Source organism: Paraburkholderia fungorum (assembly GCF_003610895.1).
In the GTDB taxonomy this organism is placed as follows: domain Bacteria; phylum Pseudomonadota; class Gammaproteobacteria; order Burkholderiales; family Burkholderiaceae; genus Paraburkholderia; species Paraburkholderia fungorum_B.
Map to the genome: position 1 here is coordinate 1 of NZ_MCAS01000005.1, position 17,240 is coordinate 17,240.

At 61.9% G+C, this 17,240-nt stretch carries 17 protein-coding genes; 2 read left to right on the forward strand and 15 right to left on the reverse strand.

Annotated elements, in window-relative coordinates; all coding sequences use genetic code 11:
* From BCY88_RS06210 to BCY88_RS06225, 4 genes are all read right to left on the reverse strand, one after another.
* Positions 1-407, reverse strand: a 407-nt coding sequence (locus BCY88_RS06210) for an electron transfer flavoprotein subunit beta/FixA family protein (protein ID WP_147408504.1), incomplete at its 3' end; no start/stop codon positions are given.
* Between the two features lie 261 nt (positions 408-668).
* Positions 669-1,469, reverse strand: coding sequence for a MetQ/NlpA family ABC transporter substrate-binding protein (locus tag BCY88_RS06215; RefSeq protein WP_120343428.1), 801 nt, complete (start codon positions 1,467-1,469; stop codon positions 669-671).
* Positions 1,470-1,516: 47 nt separating this feature from the next.
* The gene (locus BCY88_RS06220; RefSeq protein ID WP_120343429.1) at positions 1,517-2,170 is read right to left on the reverse strand and encodes a methionine ABC transporter permease; all 654 of its coding nucleotides are present in this window, start codon (positions 2,168-2,170) and stop codon (positions 1,517-1,519) included.
* Positions 2,160-3,194 carry a methionine ABC transporter ATP-binding protein gene (locus tag BCY88_RS06225; protein ID WP_120343430.1) on the reverse strand — a complete coding sequence of 345 codons (1,035 nt, stop codon included), beginning with the start codon at positions 3,192-3,194 and terminating at the stop codon, positions 2,160-2,162. The genes BCY88_RS06220 and BCY88_RS06225 overlap by 11 nt, the downstream gene beginning before the upstream one ends.
* A 250-nt stretch (positions 3,195-3,444) precedes the next feature.
* Between BCY88_RS06225 and BCY88_RS06230 the strand changes: the two genes are divergently transcribed.
* Positions 3,445-4,359, forward strand: a complete 915-nt coding sequence (locus tag BCY88_RS06230; protein ID WP_120343431.1) for an alpha/beta hydrolase — start codon at positions 3,445-3,447, stop codon at positions 4,357-4,359.
* Between the two features lie 81 nt (positions 4,360-4,440).
* Here the strand turns inward: BCY88_RS06230 and BCY88_RS06235 are convergent, their stop codons facing one another.
* Positions 4,441-5,241, reverse strand: coding sequence for an enoyl-CoA hydratase (locus BCY88_RS06235; protein WP_120343432.1), 801 nt, complete (start codon positions 5,239-5,241; stop codon positions 4,441-4,443).
* A 69-nt stretch (positions 5,242-5,310) separates the two neighbouring features.
* Complete coding sequence (locus tag BCY88_RS06240; protein WP_120343593.1) at positions 5,311-6,234, reverse strand: histone deacetylase family protein; 924 nt, start codon at positions 6,232-6,234, stop codon at positions 5,311-5,313.
* A 281-nt stretch (positions 6,235-6,515) separates the two neighbouring features.
* Between BCY88_RS06240 and mltB the strand changes: the two genes are divergently transcribed.
* Positions 6,516-7,673, forward strand: a complete 1,158-nt coding sequence (gene mltB / locus BCY88_RS06245; RefSeq protein ID WP_183081301.1) for a lytic murein transglycosylase B — start codon at positions 6,516-6,518, stop codon at positions 7,671-7,673.
* 145 nt (positions 7,674-7,818) lie between these two features.
* Here the strand turns inward: mltB and cysM are convergent, their stop codons facing one another.
* The 9 genes from cysM to rpsA all read right to left on the reverse strand — a co-directional run bounded on the left by cysM (position 7,819) and on the right by rpsA (position 17,109).
* Positions 7,819-8,721, reverse strand: a complete 903-nt coding sequence (gene cysM, locus BCY88_RS06250) for a cysteine synthase CysM (protein ID WP_120343434.1) — start codon at positions 8,719-8,721, stop codon at positions 7,819-7,821.
* 287 nt (positions 8,722-9,008) lie between these two features.
* A complete protein-coding gene (locus BCY88_RS06255) occupies positions 9,009-9,407 on the reverse strand; it encodes a ComEA family DNA-binding protein (RefSeq protein ID WP_120343435.1) in 399 nt (132 codons plus the stop codon).
* A 77-nt stretch (positions 9,408-9,484) separates the two neighbouring features.
* Positions 9,485-10,477, reverse strand: a complete 993-nt coding sequence (gene rfaD, locus BCY88_RS06260) for an ADP-glyceromanno-heptose 6-epimerase (protein ID WP_120343436.1) — start codon at positions 10,475-10,477, stop codon at positions 9,485-9,487.
* Between the two features lie 134 nt (positions 10,478-10,611).
* Positions 10,612-11,619, reverse strand: coding sequence for a D-glycero-beta-D-manno-heptose-7-phosphate kinase (gene rfaE1 / locus BCY88_RS06265; RefSeq protein WP_120343437.1), 1,008 nt, complete (start codon positions 11,617-11,619; stop codon positions 10,612-10,614).
* On the reverse strand, positions 11,573-12,988 hold the full coding sequence (locus BCY88_RS06270) for a UDP-glucose dehydrogenase family protein (protein ID WP_120343438.1): 1,416 nt from the start codon (positions 12,986-12,988) through the stop codon (positions 11,573-11,575). Before BCY88_RS06270 ends, rfaE1 begins: the two co-directional genes overlap by 47 nt.
* 126 nt (positions 12,989-13,114) lie before the next feature.
* Entirely contained in the window at positions 13,115-14,290 is a 1,176-nt protein-coding gene (gene lapB / locus BCY88_RS06275; RefSeq protein ID WP_120343439.1) for a lipopolysaccharide assembly protein LapB, read from the reverse strand.
* 69 nt (positions 14,291-14,359) lie between these two features.
* Complete coding sequence (locus BCY88_RS06280) at positions 14,360-14,653, reverse strand: LapA family protein (protein ID WP_074282569.1); 294 nt, start codon at positions 14,651-14,653, stop codon at positions 14,360-14,362.
* A 255-nt stretch (positions 14,654-14,908) separates the two neighbouring features.
* Positions 14,909-15,235, reverse strand: a complete 327-nt coding sequence (locus BCY88_RS06285) for an integration host factor subunit beta (protein WP_028200079.1) — start codon at positions 15,233-15,235, stop codon at positions 14,909-14,911.
* Between the two features lie 140 nt (positions 15,236-15,375).
* Positions 15,376-17,109 (reverse strand): 30S ribosomal protein S1, encoded by a 1,734-nt coding sequence (gene rpsA, locus BCY88_RS06290; RefSeq protein WP_063496917.1) that lies wholly within the window; start codon positions 17,107-17,109, stop codon positions 15,376-15,378.
* Positions 17,110-17,240 lie beyond the last annotated feature (131 nt).

Sequence of the window (17,240 nt, forward strand, 5' to 3'; positions counted from 1 at the left end):
TTCGCCAGCGCAGCCAGCATCTGGCCGGTCTGGTTCGAATCGTCGTCAATGGCCTGCTTGCCGAGGATGACCAGTTGCGGCTGTTCCTTGTCGACCAGCGCCTTGAGCAGCTTGGCGACAGCCAGCGGCTGCAGATCTTCGTTCGACTCGATCAGGATCGCGCGGTCCGCGCCGATCGCCAGCGCCGTGCGCAGCGTTTCCTGCGACTGCGCAACACCCGCCGACACCGCGATCACTTCAGTTGCCACGCCCGCTTCGCGCAGACGCACCGCTTCTTCCACCGCGATTTCGTCGAACGGATTCATCGACATCTTCACGTTCGCGATGTCGACGCCCGTGCCGTCCGACTTCACCCGGACTTTCACGTTGTAATCGACCACTCTCTTGACTGGCACCAGGATTTTCATGCACACGCTCCAAAGTTACGAATACGTCAACCCAACGAACATTATAACGACTGCCCTTTCGCGGCAGCCGTGTCGCGGGCGCTCTAGCAGGAGGATATCGCTCCTCAGCGGCGTGACGGCAATAACGAACGATCGTTCTATTTTAATCTCGAAAAAACCCGGGCGACAACCCCGGGTTAAGACGGACGACTCTAATTTTGCATTGCCGCCGTGTCTTGCCATGCCGACCGTTCGAAAACGGCCGGAAAACCATCTATCAGATCACCAGGCCGTGATCACCGAGCCACCAAACTTGCTCTCGACGAACTGTTTCACTTCCGGCGAATGATACGCCGCGACCAGCTTCGCCACCCACGGCTTGTTCTTGTCCGCTTCGCGGATTGCGATGATGTTCACGTACGGACCCTTCGGGTCTTCGATCGCGATGGCGTCCTGCTTGGGTTTCAGCCCTGCTTCCATCGCAAAGTTCGTATTGATCGCGGCGGCGTCCACGTCGTTCAGGGAACGCGGGATTTGCGCGGCGTCAAGTTCGACGATCTTCAGCTTCTTCGGGTTGTCGACGATATCGAGCGGCGTTGCCTTCAGCCCCGCGTCCGCGCGCAGCTTCAGCAGACCCTGTTTCTGCAGCAACAGGAGAGCCCGGCCGCCATTGGTCGGATCGTTCGGCACGGCGATCTTCGCGCCCGGCTGCAATTCAGCCAGCGTCTTCACCTTCTTCGAGTAGATGCCCATCGGGTACGTGACCGTGTCGGCGATGCGGATCAGCTTGTAGCCGCGATCCTTTACCTGTGCCTGCAAGTACGGGTCATGCTGGTAGCTGTTCGCATCCAGATCGCCGCCGGCAAGCGCCGCGTTCGGCTGCACGTAGTCGGAGAATTCGACGATCTTGATGTTAAGACCGTTCTTTGCCGCGACTGTCTTCACGACTTCCATGATCTGCGCGTGCGGGCCGCCAGTGACGCCGACCTTGATCGTGTCTTCAGCGTGAGCCACCGTGGCGGCGGCGAACAGCGAAGCGGCGCCAAGCGTGGCGGCCAGTTTGAGAATGAAACGACGTTGCATGATGGACCTTTTTTCGATTCTATCTGGCGGGTTCCTATGACCCTTGTTTATTTATGGCTCAGACGACGCACGAGCCAATCCCCGAACGACTGCACCAGTTGCACGAAGACGATCAGAATCACCACGACCGTCACCATGACTTCCGGCAGAAAACGCTGATACCCGTAACGAATGCCCAGATCGCCGAGCCCGCCGCCGCCGATCGCGCCGGCCATCGCCGAATAGCCGACCAGCGACACAAAGGTAATCGTCAAGCCCGCGACCACGCCTGGCAGCGACTCCGGCAACAACACCTTGAAGACGATCTGGCTGGTGGTCGCACCCATTGCCTGCGCCGCTTCGATCAGACCGCGATCGACTTCGCGCAAAGCCGTCTCGACCAGACGCGCGATAAACGGCGCCGCGGCGATCGTCAGCGGCACCACGGCCGCAGCCGTGCCGATCGACGAACCCACCACGAGACGCGTAAACGGAATCACCGCGACCAGCAAGATGATGAACGGCGTGGAACGCACCGCGTTGACGATCACCCCCATAGCCCGATTCACGGCGATGTTCTGCAGCACGCCTTGGCGATCCGTCAGATACAGCAGCACGCCGAGCGGCAAACCGACCGCGGCGCCGACCAGCCCCGAAATGCCCACCATCACGAGCGTTTCCCAGAACGACTGGACGAACATATCGAACATTTCACTCAACATACGACAGCTCCTCTACCACCACGCCCTGTTCGCGCAGATACGTCAGCGCCTGCGCCACCTTCGCCGGTTCGCCACCCGCGAGCACGGCGAGCGAGCCGAACGCCTGCCCCTGGATCTCGTCGATCTGGCCGTGCAGGATGTTGAAGTCGAGTTCGTAGCGGCGAATCGTTTCCGACAGAATCGGCTGATCGACACCCGAGCCGGTGAACGCGAGGCGCAGCAAATGGCCACTGCCGGTCTTCAGGCGCTCAGCCACGCGCGCCTTCATCGCGGGCGGCAGTTCCTGCGCGATCACGTCGCCGATCAGCGCGCGCGTGACTTCATGATGCGGTTGCAGGAACACGTCAATAACCTTGCCCTCTTCGACCACACGGCCTGCATCCAGCACCGCGACACGGTCGCAGACCTGCTTGATCACGTCCATCTGGTGCGTGATGAGTACGATCGTCAGGTTCAGTTCGCGATTGATGCGCTTGAGCAACTCGAGGATCGCGCGCGTGGTTTCGGGGTCGAGCGCCGAGGTCGCTTCGTCTGAGAGCAGCACCTTCGGCTTGCTCGCCAGCGCCCGCGCGATGCCGACGCGCTGCTTCTGCCCGCCGCTGATCTGCGCCGGATAACGATCCTTCTGCGCCGACAGGCCGACCAGTTCGAGCAGCGGCAACACGTTCGCCTCGATCTCGTCGCGCTTCATGCCGGCAAGTTCGAGCGGCAACGCCACGTTGTCGTACACCGTGCGCGACGACAACAAATTGAAGTGCTGAAAAATCATGCCGATCTCGCGCCGCGCCTCGCGCAATTGCGCGGCGGGCAGCGTGGTCAGATCGCGGCCGTTGACGACGATATTGCCCTCGCTCGGGCGCGTCAGCAGGTTGATGGTGCGCACGAGCGTACTCTTGCCCGCACCGCTGCGGCCAATGATGCCGAACACCTCACCCGCCGGAATCGACAGATTGACGTTGTGCAGCGCCTCGACCCAGCCCCGGGGCCCGGCAAACCGCTGGGAAATATTGCGTATTTCGATCATGGAAAACAAAACGGCGGAGTCTGCCAACGAGCGTTGTGCGCTCCCGACAAGCAGCCGCCGTTGCTTTTATTGGCATTTGAGCCCGCGATTCTACCGCAGCGCCGTCATTCTCTTTAATAATCAATTACGATCTTTTCATAACCATAAAGCATTAGAGGCATGCCCGGCGCGAGATGCTCGCGTGCACGCAGCCGCTGCGACTATGATCGGGCCAATCGAAATCAGGACACGTTCAGGACAAAGGGCAGCCATGGAAACGACTCGACCCGGCAATGCGCAGCCCGCAGCGGCCGCTCCTACGGACGCCCCGAAAGGCGGCACTGCGCTACGTTCGACCGTTACGACGAGCGACGGCATCGAACTGCCCTTGTATCGCTGGCCCGCCACGACGCCATTGCGCGGCACAGTCGCGCTGGTGCACGGGCTCGCGGAGCATGCGGGGCGTTACGCCGCGCTGGCGGATCGACTGAATCCGGCCGGCATTGAACTCGTCGCCATCGATTTGCGCGGGCATGGGCATGCGCCAGGCAAACGCGTGTGGGTGAATCGCTTCGACGACTATTTGCTCGACGCTCAAGCCTTGCTCGACGCAGCAGCAACGAGTCGCGCCCCGCTGTTCCTGATGGGCCACAGCATGGGTGGCGCGGTCGCGGCGCTATACGCGATCGAGCGGCTCGAAACGAGCGGGCGCCGGCTCAGTGGTCTGATCCTGTCGAGTCCCGCGCTCGCACCGGGCCGCGACGTGCCGCGCTGGATGCTCAAGGTGAGCCAGGTGATCAGCCGCATCTGGCCGACCTTCCCGGCGATGAAAATCGACGCGGCTTTGCTGTCGCGGCTTCAGCCCGTGGTGGACGCCAACCGCAACGATCCGCTGGTGCATCACGGCGCGATTCCCGCACGTACGGGCGCGGAGTTGCTGCTGGCGATGGCGCGCATCGAACGCGGCCGTGCTGGACTACGCGTGCCGCTGCTGGTGTATCACGGCACCGCCGACAAGCTCACCGAACCCGAGGGCAGCCGCGATTTTGGCGCGCACGCGGGTTCGCCCGACAAAACGCTCACGATGCACGAAGACAGCTATCACGAGACGATGAACGATCTCGACCGGGATCGGGTCATTGGCGCGCTGATCGACTGGATCCAGAAGCGCTTGCCGAAAGCCTGAGCGCCAGGCGGCATGCCGGAGCCTCGGAACTCCACACACCTGAGTGCCGAACCCGGCCCGGCCAAGAACGGGCCAACCCGGCTAGCGCTTCCAGCCGGGCGGTCGTTTGTCGATGAACGCCTGCACCCCCTCTAGCGCCGAGTCGTCCATCATGTTGCAGGCCATGGTCTGGCCGGCTAGCTGATACGCCGCTTCAATGCCCATTTCGAGCTGGCGATAGAACAGACCTTTGCCGGCGCTCACCGCTTCGACAGGTTTCGCGCAGATGCTCTTCGCGAGCCGCGCGACCTCGGCGTCGAGCGCATCCGCCGGCACCACGCGATTCACCAGGCCTTGCTGCTTCGCCTCCACGGCGTCGATGAAATCGCCGGTGAGCAGCATTTCGAGCGCCGCCTTGCGGGACAGGTTGCGTGACAGCGGCACCGAGGGCGTGGCGCAAAAGAGACCCAGGTTGACACCCGAGACGGCGAAGCGCGCGGTGTCGGCGGCAACGGCCAGATCGCACATCGCGACCAGTTGACAGCCCGCTGCCGTGGCGATGCCATGGACGCGCGCAATCACCGGTTGCGGCAACCGCTGGATGGCCAACATCAGTTTCGTGCAACGCGCGAACAAGGCCTGGTAGTAGGCCAGCGATGGCGCAGCGCGCATTTCCTTGAGATCGTGTCCGGCACAAAAGGCGCGGCCGGCGCCGGCGATCACGACCACCCGCGCATTGGACTGCGCCAGCGCCGTCAGCGCCGAGTGCAATGAGTCGAGGAGGGCTTCGGAGAGCGCATTGAAGGCATCCGGCCGATTCATCGTCAAACGGACGACGCCCGGCACGCCGTACGCGTCGTGTTCGATGTCGACCAGCGAAGCACTGCGCGCATCGGCATTCATGGCTCGCTCCTCGTTGAATTCATGCGGTTCACGGCATTCGGGCAACGCCTGTGCCTGTGGCGCGGCGGATCAGATTCCGGCCAGCGCGCGCACGTGCGCAACCACGCTGCGCCCGAGGGCCGACAGGTTGTAGCCCCCTTCGAGACAGCTGACGATCCGCCCACGCGCATAGCGGTTCGCGATCTCGCGCACCTGGTCGGTGATCCACGCGTAGTCGTCCTCGACAAGACCCATGTTGCCGAGATCGTCCTCGCGATGCGCGTCGAAGCCGGCCGAGATGAACAGCATCTCCGGCTTGAACTCATGCAGGCGCGGCAGCCACAGCATGTCCACGACCTCGCGCACCGCCATGCCTTTCGAGCGCGCCGGCATCGGCACATTGCACATGTTGGGCGCCTGATTATCAGCGCCGGTGAACGGATAGAAAGGATGCTGGAAGATGCTGCACATCAGCACACGCGAATCGCCCGAAAAGGCCGCTTCGGTGCCATTGCCGTGATGGACGTCGAAGTCGATGATCGCCACGCGCTGCATGCCGTGCACTTCGAGCGCATGACGCGCGGCGATCGCCACGTTGTTGAAAAAACAGAAACCCATCGCGCGTGCCGGCTCCGCATGGTGGCCAGGCGGGCGCACGCTGCAGAACGCGTTGTCGTAGCGGCCTTCGATCACGGCGTCCGTCGCGGCCACCGCGGCACCGGCCGCGCGCAACGCGGCCTGCAAGGTGTGCGGGTTCATCGACGTGTCGGGATCGATTTCCGCGAGACCCTCCTCGGGCGAACGGCTGCGGATGTAGTCGACGTGGGCTTGCGTATGCACACGCAACAGCGCGGCTTCTTCGGCGAGCGGCGGCGATTCGCGCTCGATCAGCGAGTCGATGCGGCTCGCGATCAATTGATCTTCGATTGCCTGCAGGCGCGCCGGGCATTCTGGATGCCATTGCCCCATATCGTGCAGCAAACAGTCGGCGTGGGAATAAAAGCCTGTTGCCATGATTCTCGTTTGCGGCGCGGCGCTCTCAAAGCGCGCGCGGCGTGTCTCCGTCCAGGGCGCGCGCACCTGGCGCACCAACATTTACGAAGTTACCACACGATGCGACTGTGACGCGCCGGGCACAGTTTTGCGGAGGGCGTCGGGTATACTGCCCCGATCCGTTTTCCCCTGTCTCTTTCGCACTGCGCCTCCAGCTCACTATGACCGTCAAGCTTGCTCTGTCTGCACGAAACCGGCTACGCACGAAGACCGCGGCCGCCGCACTATCTGTCGCATCGTGCATGTTCATGGCAACCACTCCGGCGATGGCGCAAAGCGCCGCGAAGAAGCCGTTGCTGCTGGCGCAAGGCCAACCGCAAGCGGCGGTACCGCAAGGGCAAACCTTCGAAGAAGAGATCATTCCGCAGCGCTACGCGAACAATCCCAACGTGGACGCGTTCATCAGCGACATGACAGCGCGCTATGACTTCGACGAAGCAGCATTACACGCCCTCTTCGCGCGCGTGAGCTATTCGGCTACCGCGGTCAAGCTCGTGACGCCGTCGCCTTCGCCTTCGATCAAGAACTGGCGCGTGTATCAATCGCGCTTTCTCGACCCGGTGCGCATCAACGCCGGCGTGCGCTTCTGGCGCGCCAACCAGGCCACGCTGCAGCGCGCCTATGAAGAGTTCGGCGTACCGCCGGAAGTGATCGTCGGCATTATTGGCGTGGAGACGATTTACGGGCGCTTCATGGGCAACTTCCGTGTGCTCGACGCGCTGACCACGCTCACCTTCGACTATCCGAATACCGCCAATCGCGCGGATCGCCAGGCAACCTTCCGCAAGAATCTCGAAGACTACCTGGTGTGGACGCGCGATTCGCAAATCGATCCGACCACCGTGCTCGGCTCCTACACCGGCGCGATCGGGATTCCGCAGTTCCTGCCGAGCAGCATCGTGGAATATGCGGTGAGCTACGACGGCAACAAACAGATCGATCTGCGCACGAGCCAGGCGGATGCGATCGGCAGTGTGGCGAATTATCTGCGCCAGAACGGCTGGGAAAACGGCCGGCCGGTAGTGTGGAAGATCGGCTCGGATGCCGGCAGCCTCGGCGTGGCGCAAGCAGCCGCCGACGGCAAGCCAGAGCCGCATTGGCCGCTGGACCAATTGCTCCGGGCCGGACTGCTGCTGAACGAGCCGGGTGTCGATATCGCGGCGGAAGCCGGCACGCCGGTGACGGTGGTGGACCTGCCCTCGCCGGGGCGCGGCACCGAGTACATGCTGGGCCTGAAGAATTTCTACGTGCTGACGCGCTATAACCGCAGTTTCTTTTACGCACTCGCGGTTTATCAACTCGGACAGCGGGTCAAGGCACAGATGGAAGCGAGCGACGCTGCAAACGCCAGCAGCAGCACCAACAGCAACGCGGCGGCACCGGGCGCGGCTTCTCAATAAGCTGAGCGGCGAGTGCTGGACACCGGCTTGTCAGACAGTCACCGCGTCACGAACAGGTAGCACGCGACAAAAAAGCGCCGGTTAAACCGGCGCTTTTTCTATTGGGCAACCCGGTTCGCAGGCCGCCCGATGCGCCGAGGCGCAATCAGGCCGGGAACACACCCGTAGACAGATACCGGTCTCCCCGATCGCACACGATAAACACGATCGTCGCGTTTTCGACCTGGCGTGCGATGCGCAGCGCCACTTCACAGGCTCCGCCCGACGAGATGCCGGCGAAGATTCCTTCAACCGAGGCGAGACGCCGCGCCATCGCTTCAGCGGCGGCCTGTCCCACGTTCTCGACGCGGTCCACGCGGCTGCGGTCGAAAATCTTCGGCAAATAGGCTTCCGGCCACTTGCGGATGCCCGGAATGCGCGAACCCTCTTCCGGCTGCGCGCCGATGATTTCGATCGCCGGATTCTGTTCCTTCAGATAGGTGGATACGCCCATGATCGTGCCGGTCGTGCCCATTGACGAGACAAAGTGCGTGATGCGCCCTTCAGTGTCGCGCCAGATTTCTGGACCCGTGCCTTCGACGTGCGCGGCCGGATTGTCCGGGTTTGCGAACTGATCGAGGATGATGCCCTTGCCTTCGCGCTGCATCTGTTCAGCCAGATCGCGCGCGTATTCCATGCCGCCCGTCACCGGTGTGAGCACGATCTGCGCGCCATAGGCAGCCATGCTCTGACGACGCTCCACCGAGAGGTCTTCGGGCATGATCAGCACCATCTTGTAGCCGCGGATCGCTGCCGCCATGGCCAACGCGATGCCCGTGTTGCCGCTGGTCGATTCGATCAGCGTGTCGCCCGGCTTGATGCGCCCGCGTGCTTCCGCCTTCTTGATCATCGACAGCGCCGGGCGGTCCTTCACCGAACCCGCGGGATTGTTGCCCTCGAGCTTGGCAAGAATCACATTATTGCGGCTGCGAATCTCGTCATCAGCAAGCCGGACGAGTTGCACGAGCGGCGTATTGCCGATAGTGTCTTCAATCGTTTTGTAAGCCATTTGGGTTCTGGTGCTGTCCATGCGCGGGGTCTTCAATCTGCTGATTCTAAACCACCGTGTACGCGGCTGCCGCGCGGCCCTTCTGCGCGTATGGATGCAAGCGCTGGACGCCGGGCGTCCTCAACACAAAAAGCCCGCGGCTGAGAACCGCGGGAGCCAGTCATCTGCATGACAGCTGAAGGAGTGTTTTTACCCACTCCGACCATGAAGGGGAACGACGGTAACTAACGAGATGCGGGACCGGGCGCGCTGAGGTGACCCGCCTCGCGCGCACGGCCCGCGTCAGGTTATTTCTTTACCGCCACAGTGGCGTTCTTTGAGGTTGCGGCCGCGCCAGTCGAGTTAGCCGCGTTGGCACCATTGCCCGCAGCGGCCGCGCCTTTGCTCTGTGCAGACGCCGCAGCCTGCGTGTTAGCAGCCGCGCCAGCCGGACCGACAGCGAGACCCTCCGCCTGCAGGCGCTCGACGGTATGCCCGCCCATGCCTTTGACGCGCTTGCCGAGATCGGCCGGGTCCTTGAATGGACCATGCGCTGAACGCTCTTCGAGAATGGCTTTCGCTTTGGCAGGACCGATGCCCTTGATGCCGCGCAGCGCATCCTCGTTAGCCGTGTTGACGTCGACCGCCGCATACGCGTGGCCGAAAGCGGCGAGCATGGCCGCGGTAACCAGAATTTTTCGAAACATATGGAATCTCCCTCGTACAACCGGTTGGCGACCATCACCAACCGGGAGATTCCAGTTTAAAGAGGTATCCGAAAGATTTACACCTGGCCGAATAGCCAACGTACGTAGCGGTCGACACCTTCCTGCACGCTCAGGAACGGCGCCTCGTAGCCGGCGGCACGCAGCTTCGTCAGGTCGGCTTGCGTGAAGCATTGGTATTTGCCACGCAACGCGTCGGGGAACGGAATGTATTCGATCAGCCCGCGCTGCACCTGCTCCGCAAGCGACAACGGTGGTTCATTGTTCAATGCACGCAGCGTGTTGACCACGGTGCTCGCGATGTCGTTGAACGGCTGGGCACGCCCGCTGCCCAGGTTGAAGATGCCCGACTTGTCCGGATTGTCGAAGAAAAACAGGTTCACCTTGACCACGTCTTCGACAGAGACGAAATCGCGCGTCTGTTCGCCGGCGGCGTAACCGTTGTATTCGCCGAACAGCTTGACCTTGCCTTCCGCACGGAACTGGTTGAAGTTGTGAAACGCCACCGACGCCATGCGCGCCTTATGCGTCTCACGCGGCCCGTACACGTTGAAATAGCGGAAACCGGCAATCTGGCTCTTCGCGCTGGGCAGCACGCGGCGAATCACCTGGTCGAACAGGAACTTCGAATAACCGTATACGTTCAGCGGCTGCTCGACTTCGCGCTCCTCGACAAAGCGGCTCGAACCGCCATACGTTGCCGCCGAGGATGCATACAGAAACTGGACGTTCTGCGCGAGACAGACGTCGAGCACTTCACGGCTATAGCGGAAGTTGTTGTCCATCATGTAGCGGCCGTCGGTCTCCATCGTGTCCGAGCAGGCGCCCTCATGGAAAATCGCTCGCACCTTGCCGAAGTCGCCCCGCTTGAAGCGCTCAACGAATTCGGTCTTGTCGAGATAATCGTCGATCTCACAGTCGACGAGATTCTTGAACTTGTCCGCGCGCGTGAGGTTATCAACCGCGATGATGCGTTGTTCGCCGCGCTCGTTGAGCGCCTTCACGAGATTGCTGCCGATCAGGCCGGCCGCGCCGGTGACGATGAGGGTCATGATGATCCTGCGGTAATGAGCTTTACATGGGATCGGAGTCGGCGCCGACTCCAATCGGCAAGTTCAGTTGACGCCCCCGGCTCTTCCTCGCGCCGCTGAAACCGGAGCGCGCAAAGAAGAATCCGCGGGCCGCGTCAATGAAAGAGTTCGTCGTAGTTGACCGTGGCGGTGCCGAGTTTTCCGACCACGATGCCGGCCGCGCGATTCGCGAGTCCAACCGCTTCGACCAGCGTCAGGCCCGCGCCCAGCATGGCGGCGAGCGTGGCGATCACGGTGTCGCCCGCGCCCGATACATCATACACTTCGCGCGCAACGGCCGAAGCGTGCAGGATGCCGTCGCCGGAGAAGAGCGTCATGCCCTCTTCCGAGCGTGTCAGCAGCAACGCCTTGAACTCGAGATCGGCGCGCAGTTTAGTCACGCGCGCGATCAGATCTTCTTCGGACTTCCACTGTCCGACCACCTCGCGCAACTCGGCACGATTCGGCGTGATCAGCGTGGCGCCACGATAGCGCTCCCAGTCGTCGCCCTTCGGGTCGACCAGCACCGGCTTGCCCGCCGCATGTGCCTTCGCGATCATCTGCGTGACGTGCGTGAGGCCGCCCTTCGCGTAATCGGACATCAGGATCACGTCGTGCGACGGCAACAGGTCGTCGAATCGCGCAAGGCCCGCGAGCAGCACTTCATGCGCCGGCGAGTTTTCGAAGTCGACGCGCAGCAATTGCTGCTGACGGGACAGCACGCGCAGCTTGATGGTGGTGAGCAAGTCCGGATCGCGTTCCAGGTGCGGCACCACACCGCTTTCCCCGAGTAGTTGCACGATGCGCTCACCGGGTTCGTCGTGGCCAACCACGCACAGCAGTCCCGCCTGCGCGCCGAGCGCCACCGCATTGCGCGCCACGTTCGCCGCGCCGCCAAGACGATCTTCCTGCCGCTGCACATGCACGACCGGCACCGGCGCTTCTGGCGAAATCCGGTTCACGTCGCCGAACCAGTAGCGATCGAGCATCACGTCGCCGACCACCAGTACGCGCGCCGCGCCGAGGCGCTCGCGCGGCACCACGGTCAGCGTCGCGGGTACGGACTGAGCAGCAGCCTCATGCATTGCTGGGGACACCGGCCGGAAGTTCAGAGGGCTGGGCATAAGGTCGTCCAATCGAGTGATAGTCGATGCCGAGCTCGGTCATTGCGTCCGGCTCGTACAGATTGCGGCCGTCGAAAATCAGTGGCGATTTCAGCACTGATTTCAGATACACGAAATCGGGGCTCTTGAATTCCTTCCATTCGGTAACAACCACCAGCGCGTCAGCGCCGGTGAGCGTTTCGTCCTGGGTACTGGCGAAATGCAGACGCGCAAGCTGATCCGGTGCATCGTGCAAATCGAGCGCGAACACGCGGCGCGCTTCGGCCACCGCCACGGGATCGTATGCGCGGACCTGAGCGCCACGCGCCAGCAATTCAGCGATCACGCGGCGGCTCGGCGCCTCGCGCATGTCGTCGGTATTCGGCTTGAACGCGAGACCCCAGACGGCGAACGTACGGCCGCTCAGATCTTCACCGAGCTTGCTCGTAATCTTGCGAACCAGCACGTCCTTCTGCTTGTAGTTCACTTCCTCGACCGCTTCGAGGATGCGCAGATTGTGGCCAGTTTCAGCGGCGGTGCGGATCAGCGCCTGCACGTCTTTCGGGAAACACGAACCACCGTAACCGGCACCGGCATACAGGAAGTGGTAGCCGATACGCGGGTCCGAGCCGATGCCGCGACGCACTGCTTCGATATCCGCACCGACCCGGTCCGCCAGATTCGACATCTCGTTCATGAACGAGATGCGCGTGGCGAGCATCGCATTGGCTGCGTACTTTGTGAATTCGGCCGAGCGCACGTCCATGTACAAGGTGCGGTCGTGATTGCGGTTGAACGGCGCGTACAGGCGCTTCATCAGTTCGCGCGCGCGCAGGCCGGCTTCGTCTTCGTCGCTGCCGAGCACAATACGATCGGGGCGCATGAAATCGTCGACGGCGGCGCCTTCCTTCAGAAACTCAGGGTTCGACACCACCGAGAAGCGGTGCTGTTCGCTACTGGCGAGCCCGCGCTTGGCCAGTTCCTCTTCGACCACCGCGCGTACGCGTTGCGCAGTGCCGACCGGCACCGTCGATTTGTCGACGATCACCTTGAAGCCATTCATCGTGCGGCCGATATTGCGCGCCGCCTCGAGCACATATTGCAGGTCGGCCGAGCCGTCTTCGTCGGGCGGCGTGCCGACCGCGATGAACTGCACCTCGCCGTGCGCCACGCTCGCTTCGATATCCGTCGAAAACGTGATGCGGCGCGCACGCCGCGTGCGGGCGATGATTTCCAGCAAACCCGGTTCGTGGATCGGTACGCCGCCGTTGTTGAGGATCTCGATCTTGCGCGGATCGACGTCGAGACAGAAAACGTCATGGCCGATTTCAGCGAGGCACGCGCCGGTGACGAGGCCAACGTAGCCCGTGCCAATAATGGTGATTTTCATACGCTTTCCGGTAGAGGGTTCCGGTGAGGGTTTCTCGTAGTGAACAAGGCCGTCATGATCTCGCCCGGCCTAATCCGCCCGACGGTCCGCCGTCGTTGCGGCGCGGCTATACGATTGCATTCGCTATCAATTCGACGCCGTAATCGGTTCGACGCGGCGCGGCGCATAGGTTTCCCAACCGCTGCAGCCCGGGCACTGCCAATAGAACAGCCGCGCCCTGAAACCGCAATTCTGGCACGTATACCGTGGCAGATTCTTGGTGCGCTGGCGAATCAGCGTGCGCATCAATCCGAGCTCGCTGCGCCGTGGCTCTTCCGCGACGGCTTCCTGAGCTTCCAGAAGACGTGTCATGCCTGCCAGATTCGGCGATTTCTGCATCTGCGAGCGCGCCAGCGCATGCGCGGCGTCGGGTCCACGTACCGCGGCAATATGCTGATAGGCCACGTCGAGCAGATCACTCGACGGATAGCGGTCCACCCACGTGGTGAGCAGATCGGCACCATCCTGCGGACGGCCGAGCGCCTCATAGGCCTTCATCAGCTTTTCCGCGACGAGCGGCAAATAGGCGGAATTCTGTTCCTCGACGCGCCGCCATTGCCCAATGGCCGCATCTTGCGAATCGGCCGACGCGTCGACGTCGCCGAACAGAATCGTGGCGCGTACATTGGTCGGGTTTGCCTTCAACGCAAAACCGAGCTGACGGCGTGCCTCGTCGGCGTTTTTCTGCTGCAGCGCTTCCTGGGCAAGCTCGCAATGGAACTGCGCGATTTCCTTGTCGAGCGACTCGGCGCCCATGGTTTCCAGATGGCGCGCGGTGTCGATCGACTTAACCCAGTCTTTCTCGATCTGGTAGATGGTTAGCAGCGCACGCTGGGCACCCAGCGCGTAATTGCCGGTCTCGAGCGAGCTGAAAGTCTCCTCGGCGCGATCGAGCAAGCCGGCCTTCAGAAAATCCTGCCCCAGTTCGTACAGCGCGTGATCGCGCTCCGTGACCGGCAGATCGGTGCGGCTCAGCAGGTTCTGATGCACGCGAATCGCGCGGTCCGTCTCACCCCGGCGGCGGAACAGATTTCCGAGCGCAAAGTGCAACTCGATCGTTTCCGGGTCGAGCTTGACGACTTCGATAAAGGCGTCGATCGCCTGGTCAGGCTGCTCATTGAGCAGGAAGTTCAGGCCGCGAAAATACGAACGCGGCAAGTTGGCGCTTTCTGACAACAGCGTCTTGAGGTCGTAGCGTGCAGCCATCCAGCCGAACGCAAAAGCGACGGGTATGACAAGCAGCCACCAGAAGTCTAGATCCATGCGATTAATGCAAATGTGCGGGACGGCGGAAACGGAAAGCCGCGCTTCAGAGGCGCGGCAGCAGACAACTTAGATCAGCGGCGGCATGGGCGGTTGTTCGACCACGACAGGGGCTTCGCGCGCCACACGCAACTCGCGCTTCAGGCGTCCATTCTCCATGCGCAGGCGCACCATGGCCGGCATCGACGACACCAGTCCGGCCAGCAGCCCCACCACGAAGAACGCGAGGCCGATCAGAATCAAAGGCGCCGACCACGCGTAGCCGGCGAGGAAATTCAGCGTAGCAGGTTGTGTATTGGAGAGCGCGAGCACCAGCAGGAGCACGAACACCAGCACACGGATCAGCCAGACGATAAATTTCATGAATAGGTCTCTTGACGGCAGTTGCGGGGTGACGCCGGCTTGATGACGCGTCGCGCCACGGTGTTGCCCGCGCCGAAGTGACCCGTATTGTAATGTATGCCCTTGCCGCTGGGCAGGAACTGGCGATAGCGGACTGACGCAGGGGAAACTGCGGGCGAAAAAAAAGCGCCCGAAGGCGCTTTTTCTGGTCTTTTGCCATCTGGCTTTGGCCGCTGACGCTACCAATGCCATGCTGCGAACCGCACAGCGAAGCATTTACAGGTCGTCGTCATCCGGCTCATCGGCCTTCAGCGGTTCGCCAGAACGTCGGTCCACCCGCTCGCGCAATTCCTTGCCCGGCTTGAAGTGCGGTACATACTTCTCAGGTACCAGCACTTTCTCACCCGACTTCGGATTACGCCCGACACGGGACGGACGACGATTAAGGCCGAAGCTGCCGAAGCCGCGAATTTCAATCCGATGACCGTTGGCAAGCGCCTCCGACATCGCATCAAGCATCGTCTTCACCGCAAAATCCGCATCTTTAAGTACAAGCTGCGGAAATCGCGTAGCCAGCTGGGCGACCAATTCCGATTTGGTCATACTGCAGCAGACCTCTCAAGAAAACGCCGGGCCGCCCCCATATTCTCGCCCCGAAGGAAGTCCCCTTGGGGGATGCCCCGAAGGAAATCCCCTCGCAAGGCCCTGGCGCGCGAAGCGCCAGGTTTGGAGGCGTTCCTCAATTACTGGTTCTGACCGTCGAGCTTGGCTTTCAGCAGCGCGCCGAGGTTCGTCGTGCCGGTAGCAGCCGAGCTCGAGTCCGACGAAGCCAGGCCGCGGATCGCTTCCTGTTGCTCAGCCGAATCCTTGGCCTTGACCGACAGGTTGATACCACGCGACTTGCGATCGATGTTGATGATCATCGCGTTGACCTTGTCGCCTTCCTTCAGCACGTTGCGAGCATCTTCCACGCGGTCTTGTGCGATTTCCGAAGCGCGCAGGTAGCCTTCGACTTCAGCCGACAGCGTAACCACTGCACCCTTCGCATCTACCGTCTTGACCACGCCGTCGACGATCGAACCCTTGTCGTTCATTGCAACGAAGTTGCTGAACGGGTCGCCTTCGAGCTGCTTGATGCCCAGCGAAATGCGTTCCTTCTCGACGTCGATGCCGAGAACGATCGCTTCCACTTCGTCGCCCTTCTTGTACTTGCGAACGGCTTCTTCGCCCGTTTCCGACCACGACAGGTCCGACAGGTGAACCAGACCGTCGATGCCGCCCGGCAGACCGATGAAGACGCCGAAGTCGGTGATCGACTTGATTGCGCCTTGCAGCTTGTCGCCCTTCTTGAAGTTGCGGCTGAAGTCGTCCCACGGGTTCGGCTTGCATTGCTTCATGCCGAGGCTGATACGGCGGCGGTCTTCGTCGATTTCGAGAACCATGACTTCGACTTCGTCGCCCAGCTGAACAACCTTCGACGGTGCAACGTTCTTGTTCGTCCAGTCCATTTCCGACACGTGAACCAGGCCTTCGATGCCCGATTCCACTTCGACGAATGCGCCGTAGTCGGTGATGTTGGTGACCTTACCGAACAGGCGCGTGCCCGACGGGTAACGGCGGGAAATGCCTTCCCACGGATCGTCGCCCAGTTGCTTGATACCCAGCGAAACGCGGTTCTTCTCTTGATCGAACTTGAGGATCTTCGCGGTGACTTCCTGGCCAACCGACAGCACTTCGCTCGGGTGACGCACACGACGCCATGCGATGTCGGTGATGTGCAGCAGGCCGTCGATACCGCCGAGGTCCACGAACGCGCCGTAATCGGTGATGTTCTTCACCACGCCTTCCACGATCGCGCCTTCCTTCAGCGTTTCGAGCAGCTTTGCGCGCTCTTCGCCCTGGGTTGCTTCGATCACGGCACGGCGCGACAGCACGACGTTGTTACGCTTGCGGTCGAGCTTGATGACGCGGAATTCCAGCGTCTTGCCTTCGTACGGGGTCGTGTCCTTGACCGGACGCGTGTCAACCAGCGAACCCGGCAGGAACGCGCGGATGCCGTTGACCATGACGGTCATGCCGCCCTTGACCTTGCCCGTGATCGTGCCGGTCACGAGTTCGTTGTTGTCGAGAGCCTTTTCCAGCGACAGCCACGAAGCGAGGCGCTTCGCCTTGTCGCGCGACAGGATCGTGTCGCCATAGCCGTTTTCCAGCGCGTCGATCGCGACGGAAACGAAGTCGCCCGCCTGCACTTCTACCTCGCCCGCGTCGTTCAGGAACTCTTCGAGCGGGATGTAGGCTTCGGACTTGAGACCAGCGTTGACGACCACGAAGTTGTGGTCAACACGCACGACTTCGGCGGAGATCACTTCGCCGGCGCGCATGTCTTGCTTGGTCAGCGACTCTTCGAACAGAGCCGCAAAAGATTCGGTATTCGGGTTGGAAGTTTGCAGGTCGGACATAAAAATCAAAATTTGCATGGTTCTCGCGGTGCCCGGCTGGCCGGATGGTCAGCAATAACGGCTATGTGCGAATGCCACGCGGGGTTAAGGGGTTAAAACACGCTCCACGACATACGCGGAGCACCTACTGACAACGCCTACTTCTACTG

Bases quoted from the DNA above. Each gene is read 5' to 3' on its own strand.
- BCY88_RS06215 (WP_120343428.1), bottom strand. From the start codon at position 1,469: ATGCAACGTCGTTTCATTCTCAAACTGGCCGCCACGCTTGGCGCCGCT.
- BCY88_RS06220 (WP_120343429.1), bottom strand. From the start codon at position 2,170: ATGTTGAGTGAAATGTTCGATATGTTCGTCCAGTCGTTCTGGGAAACG.
- BCY88_RS06225 (WP_120343430.1), bottom strand. From the start codon at position 3,194: ATGATCGAAATACGCAATATTTCCCAGCGGTTTGCCGGGCCCCGGGGC.
- BCY88_RS06230 (WP_120343431.1), top strand. From the start codon at position 3,445: ATGGAAACGACTCGACCCGGCAATGCGCAGCCCGCAGCGGCCGCTCCT.
- BCY88_RS06235 (WP_120343432.1), bottom strand. From the start codon at position 5,241: ATGAATGCCGATGCGCGCAGTGCTTCGCTGGTCGACATCGAACACGAC.
- BCY88_RS06240 (WP_120343593.1), bottom strand. From the start codon at position 6,234: ATGGCAACAGGCTTTTATTCCCACGCCGACTGTTTGCTGCACGATATG.
- mltB (WP_183081301.1), top strand. From the start codon at position 6,516: ATGTTCATGGCAACCACTCCGGCGATGGCGCAAAGCGCCGCGAAGAAG.
- cysM (WP_120343434.1), bottom strand. From the start codon at position 8,721: ATGGCTTACAAAACGATTGAAGACACTATCGGCAATACGCCGCTCGTG.
- BCY88_RS06255 (WP_120343435.1), bottom strand. From the start codon at position 9,407: ATGTTTCGAAAAATTCTGGTTACCGCGGCCATGCTCGCCGCTTTCGGC.
- rfaD (WP_120343436.1), bottom strand. From the start codon at position 10,477: ATGACCCTCATCGTCACCGGCGCGGCCGGCCTGATCGGCAGCAATCTC.
- rfaE1 (WP_120343437.1), bottom strand. From the start codon at position 11,619: ATGCCCAGCCCTCTGAACTTCCGGCCGGTGTCCCCAGCAATGCATGAG.
- BCY88_RS06270 (WP_120343438.1), bottom strand. From the start codon at position 12,988: ATGAAAATCACCATTATTGGCACGGGCTACGTTGGCCTCGTCACCGGC.
- lapB (WP_120343439.1), bottom strand. From the start codon at position 14,290: ATGGATCTAGACTTCTGGTGGCTGCTTGTCATACCCGTCGCTTTTGCG.
- BCY88_RS06280 (WP_074282569.1), bottom strand. From the start codon at position 14,653: ATGAAATTTATCGTCTGGCTGATCCGTGTGCTGGTGTTCGTGCTCCTG.
- BCY88_RS06285 (WP_028200079.1), bottom strand. From the start codon at position 15,235: ATGACCAAATCGGAATTGGTCGCCCAGCTGGCTACGCGATTTCCGCAG.
- rpsA (WP_063496917.1), bottom strand. From the start codon at position 17,109: ATGCAAATTTTGATTTTTATGTCCGACCTGCAAACTTCCAACCCGAAT.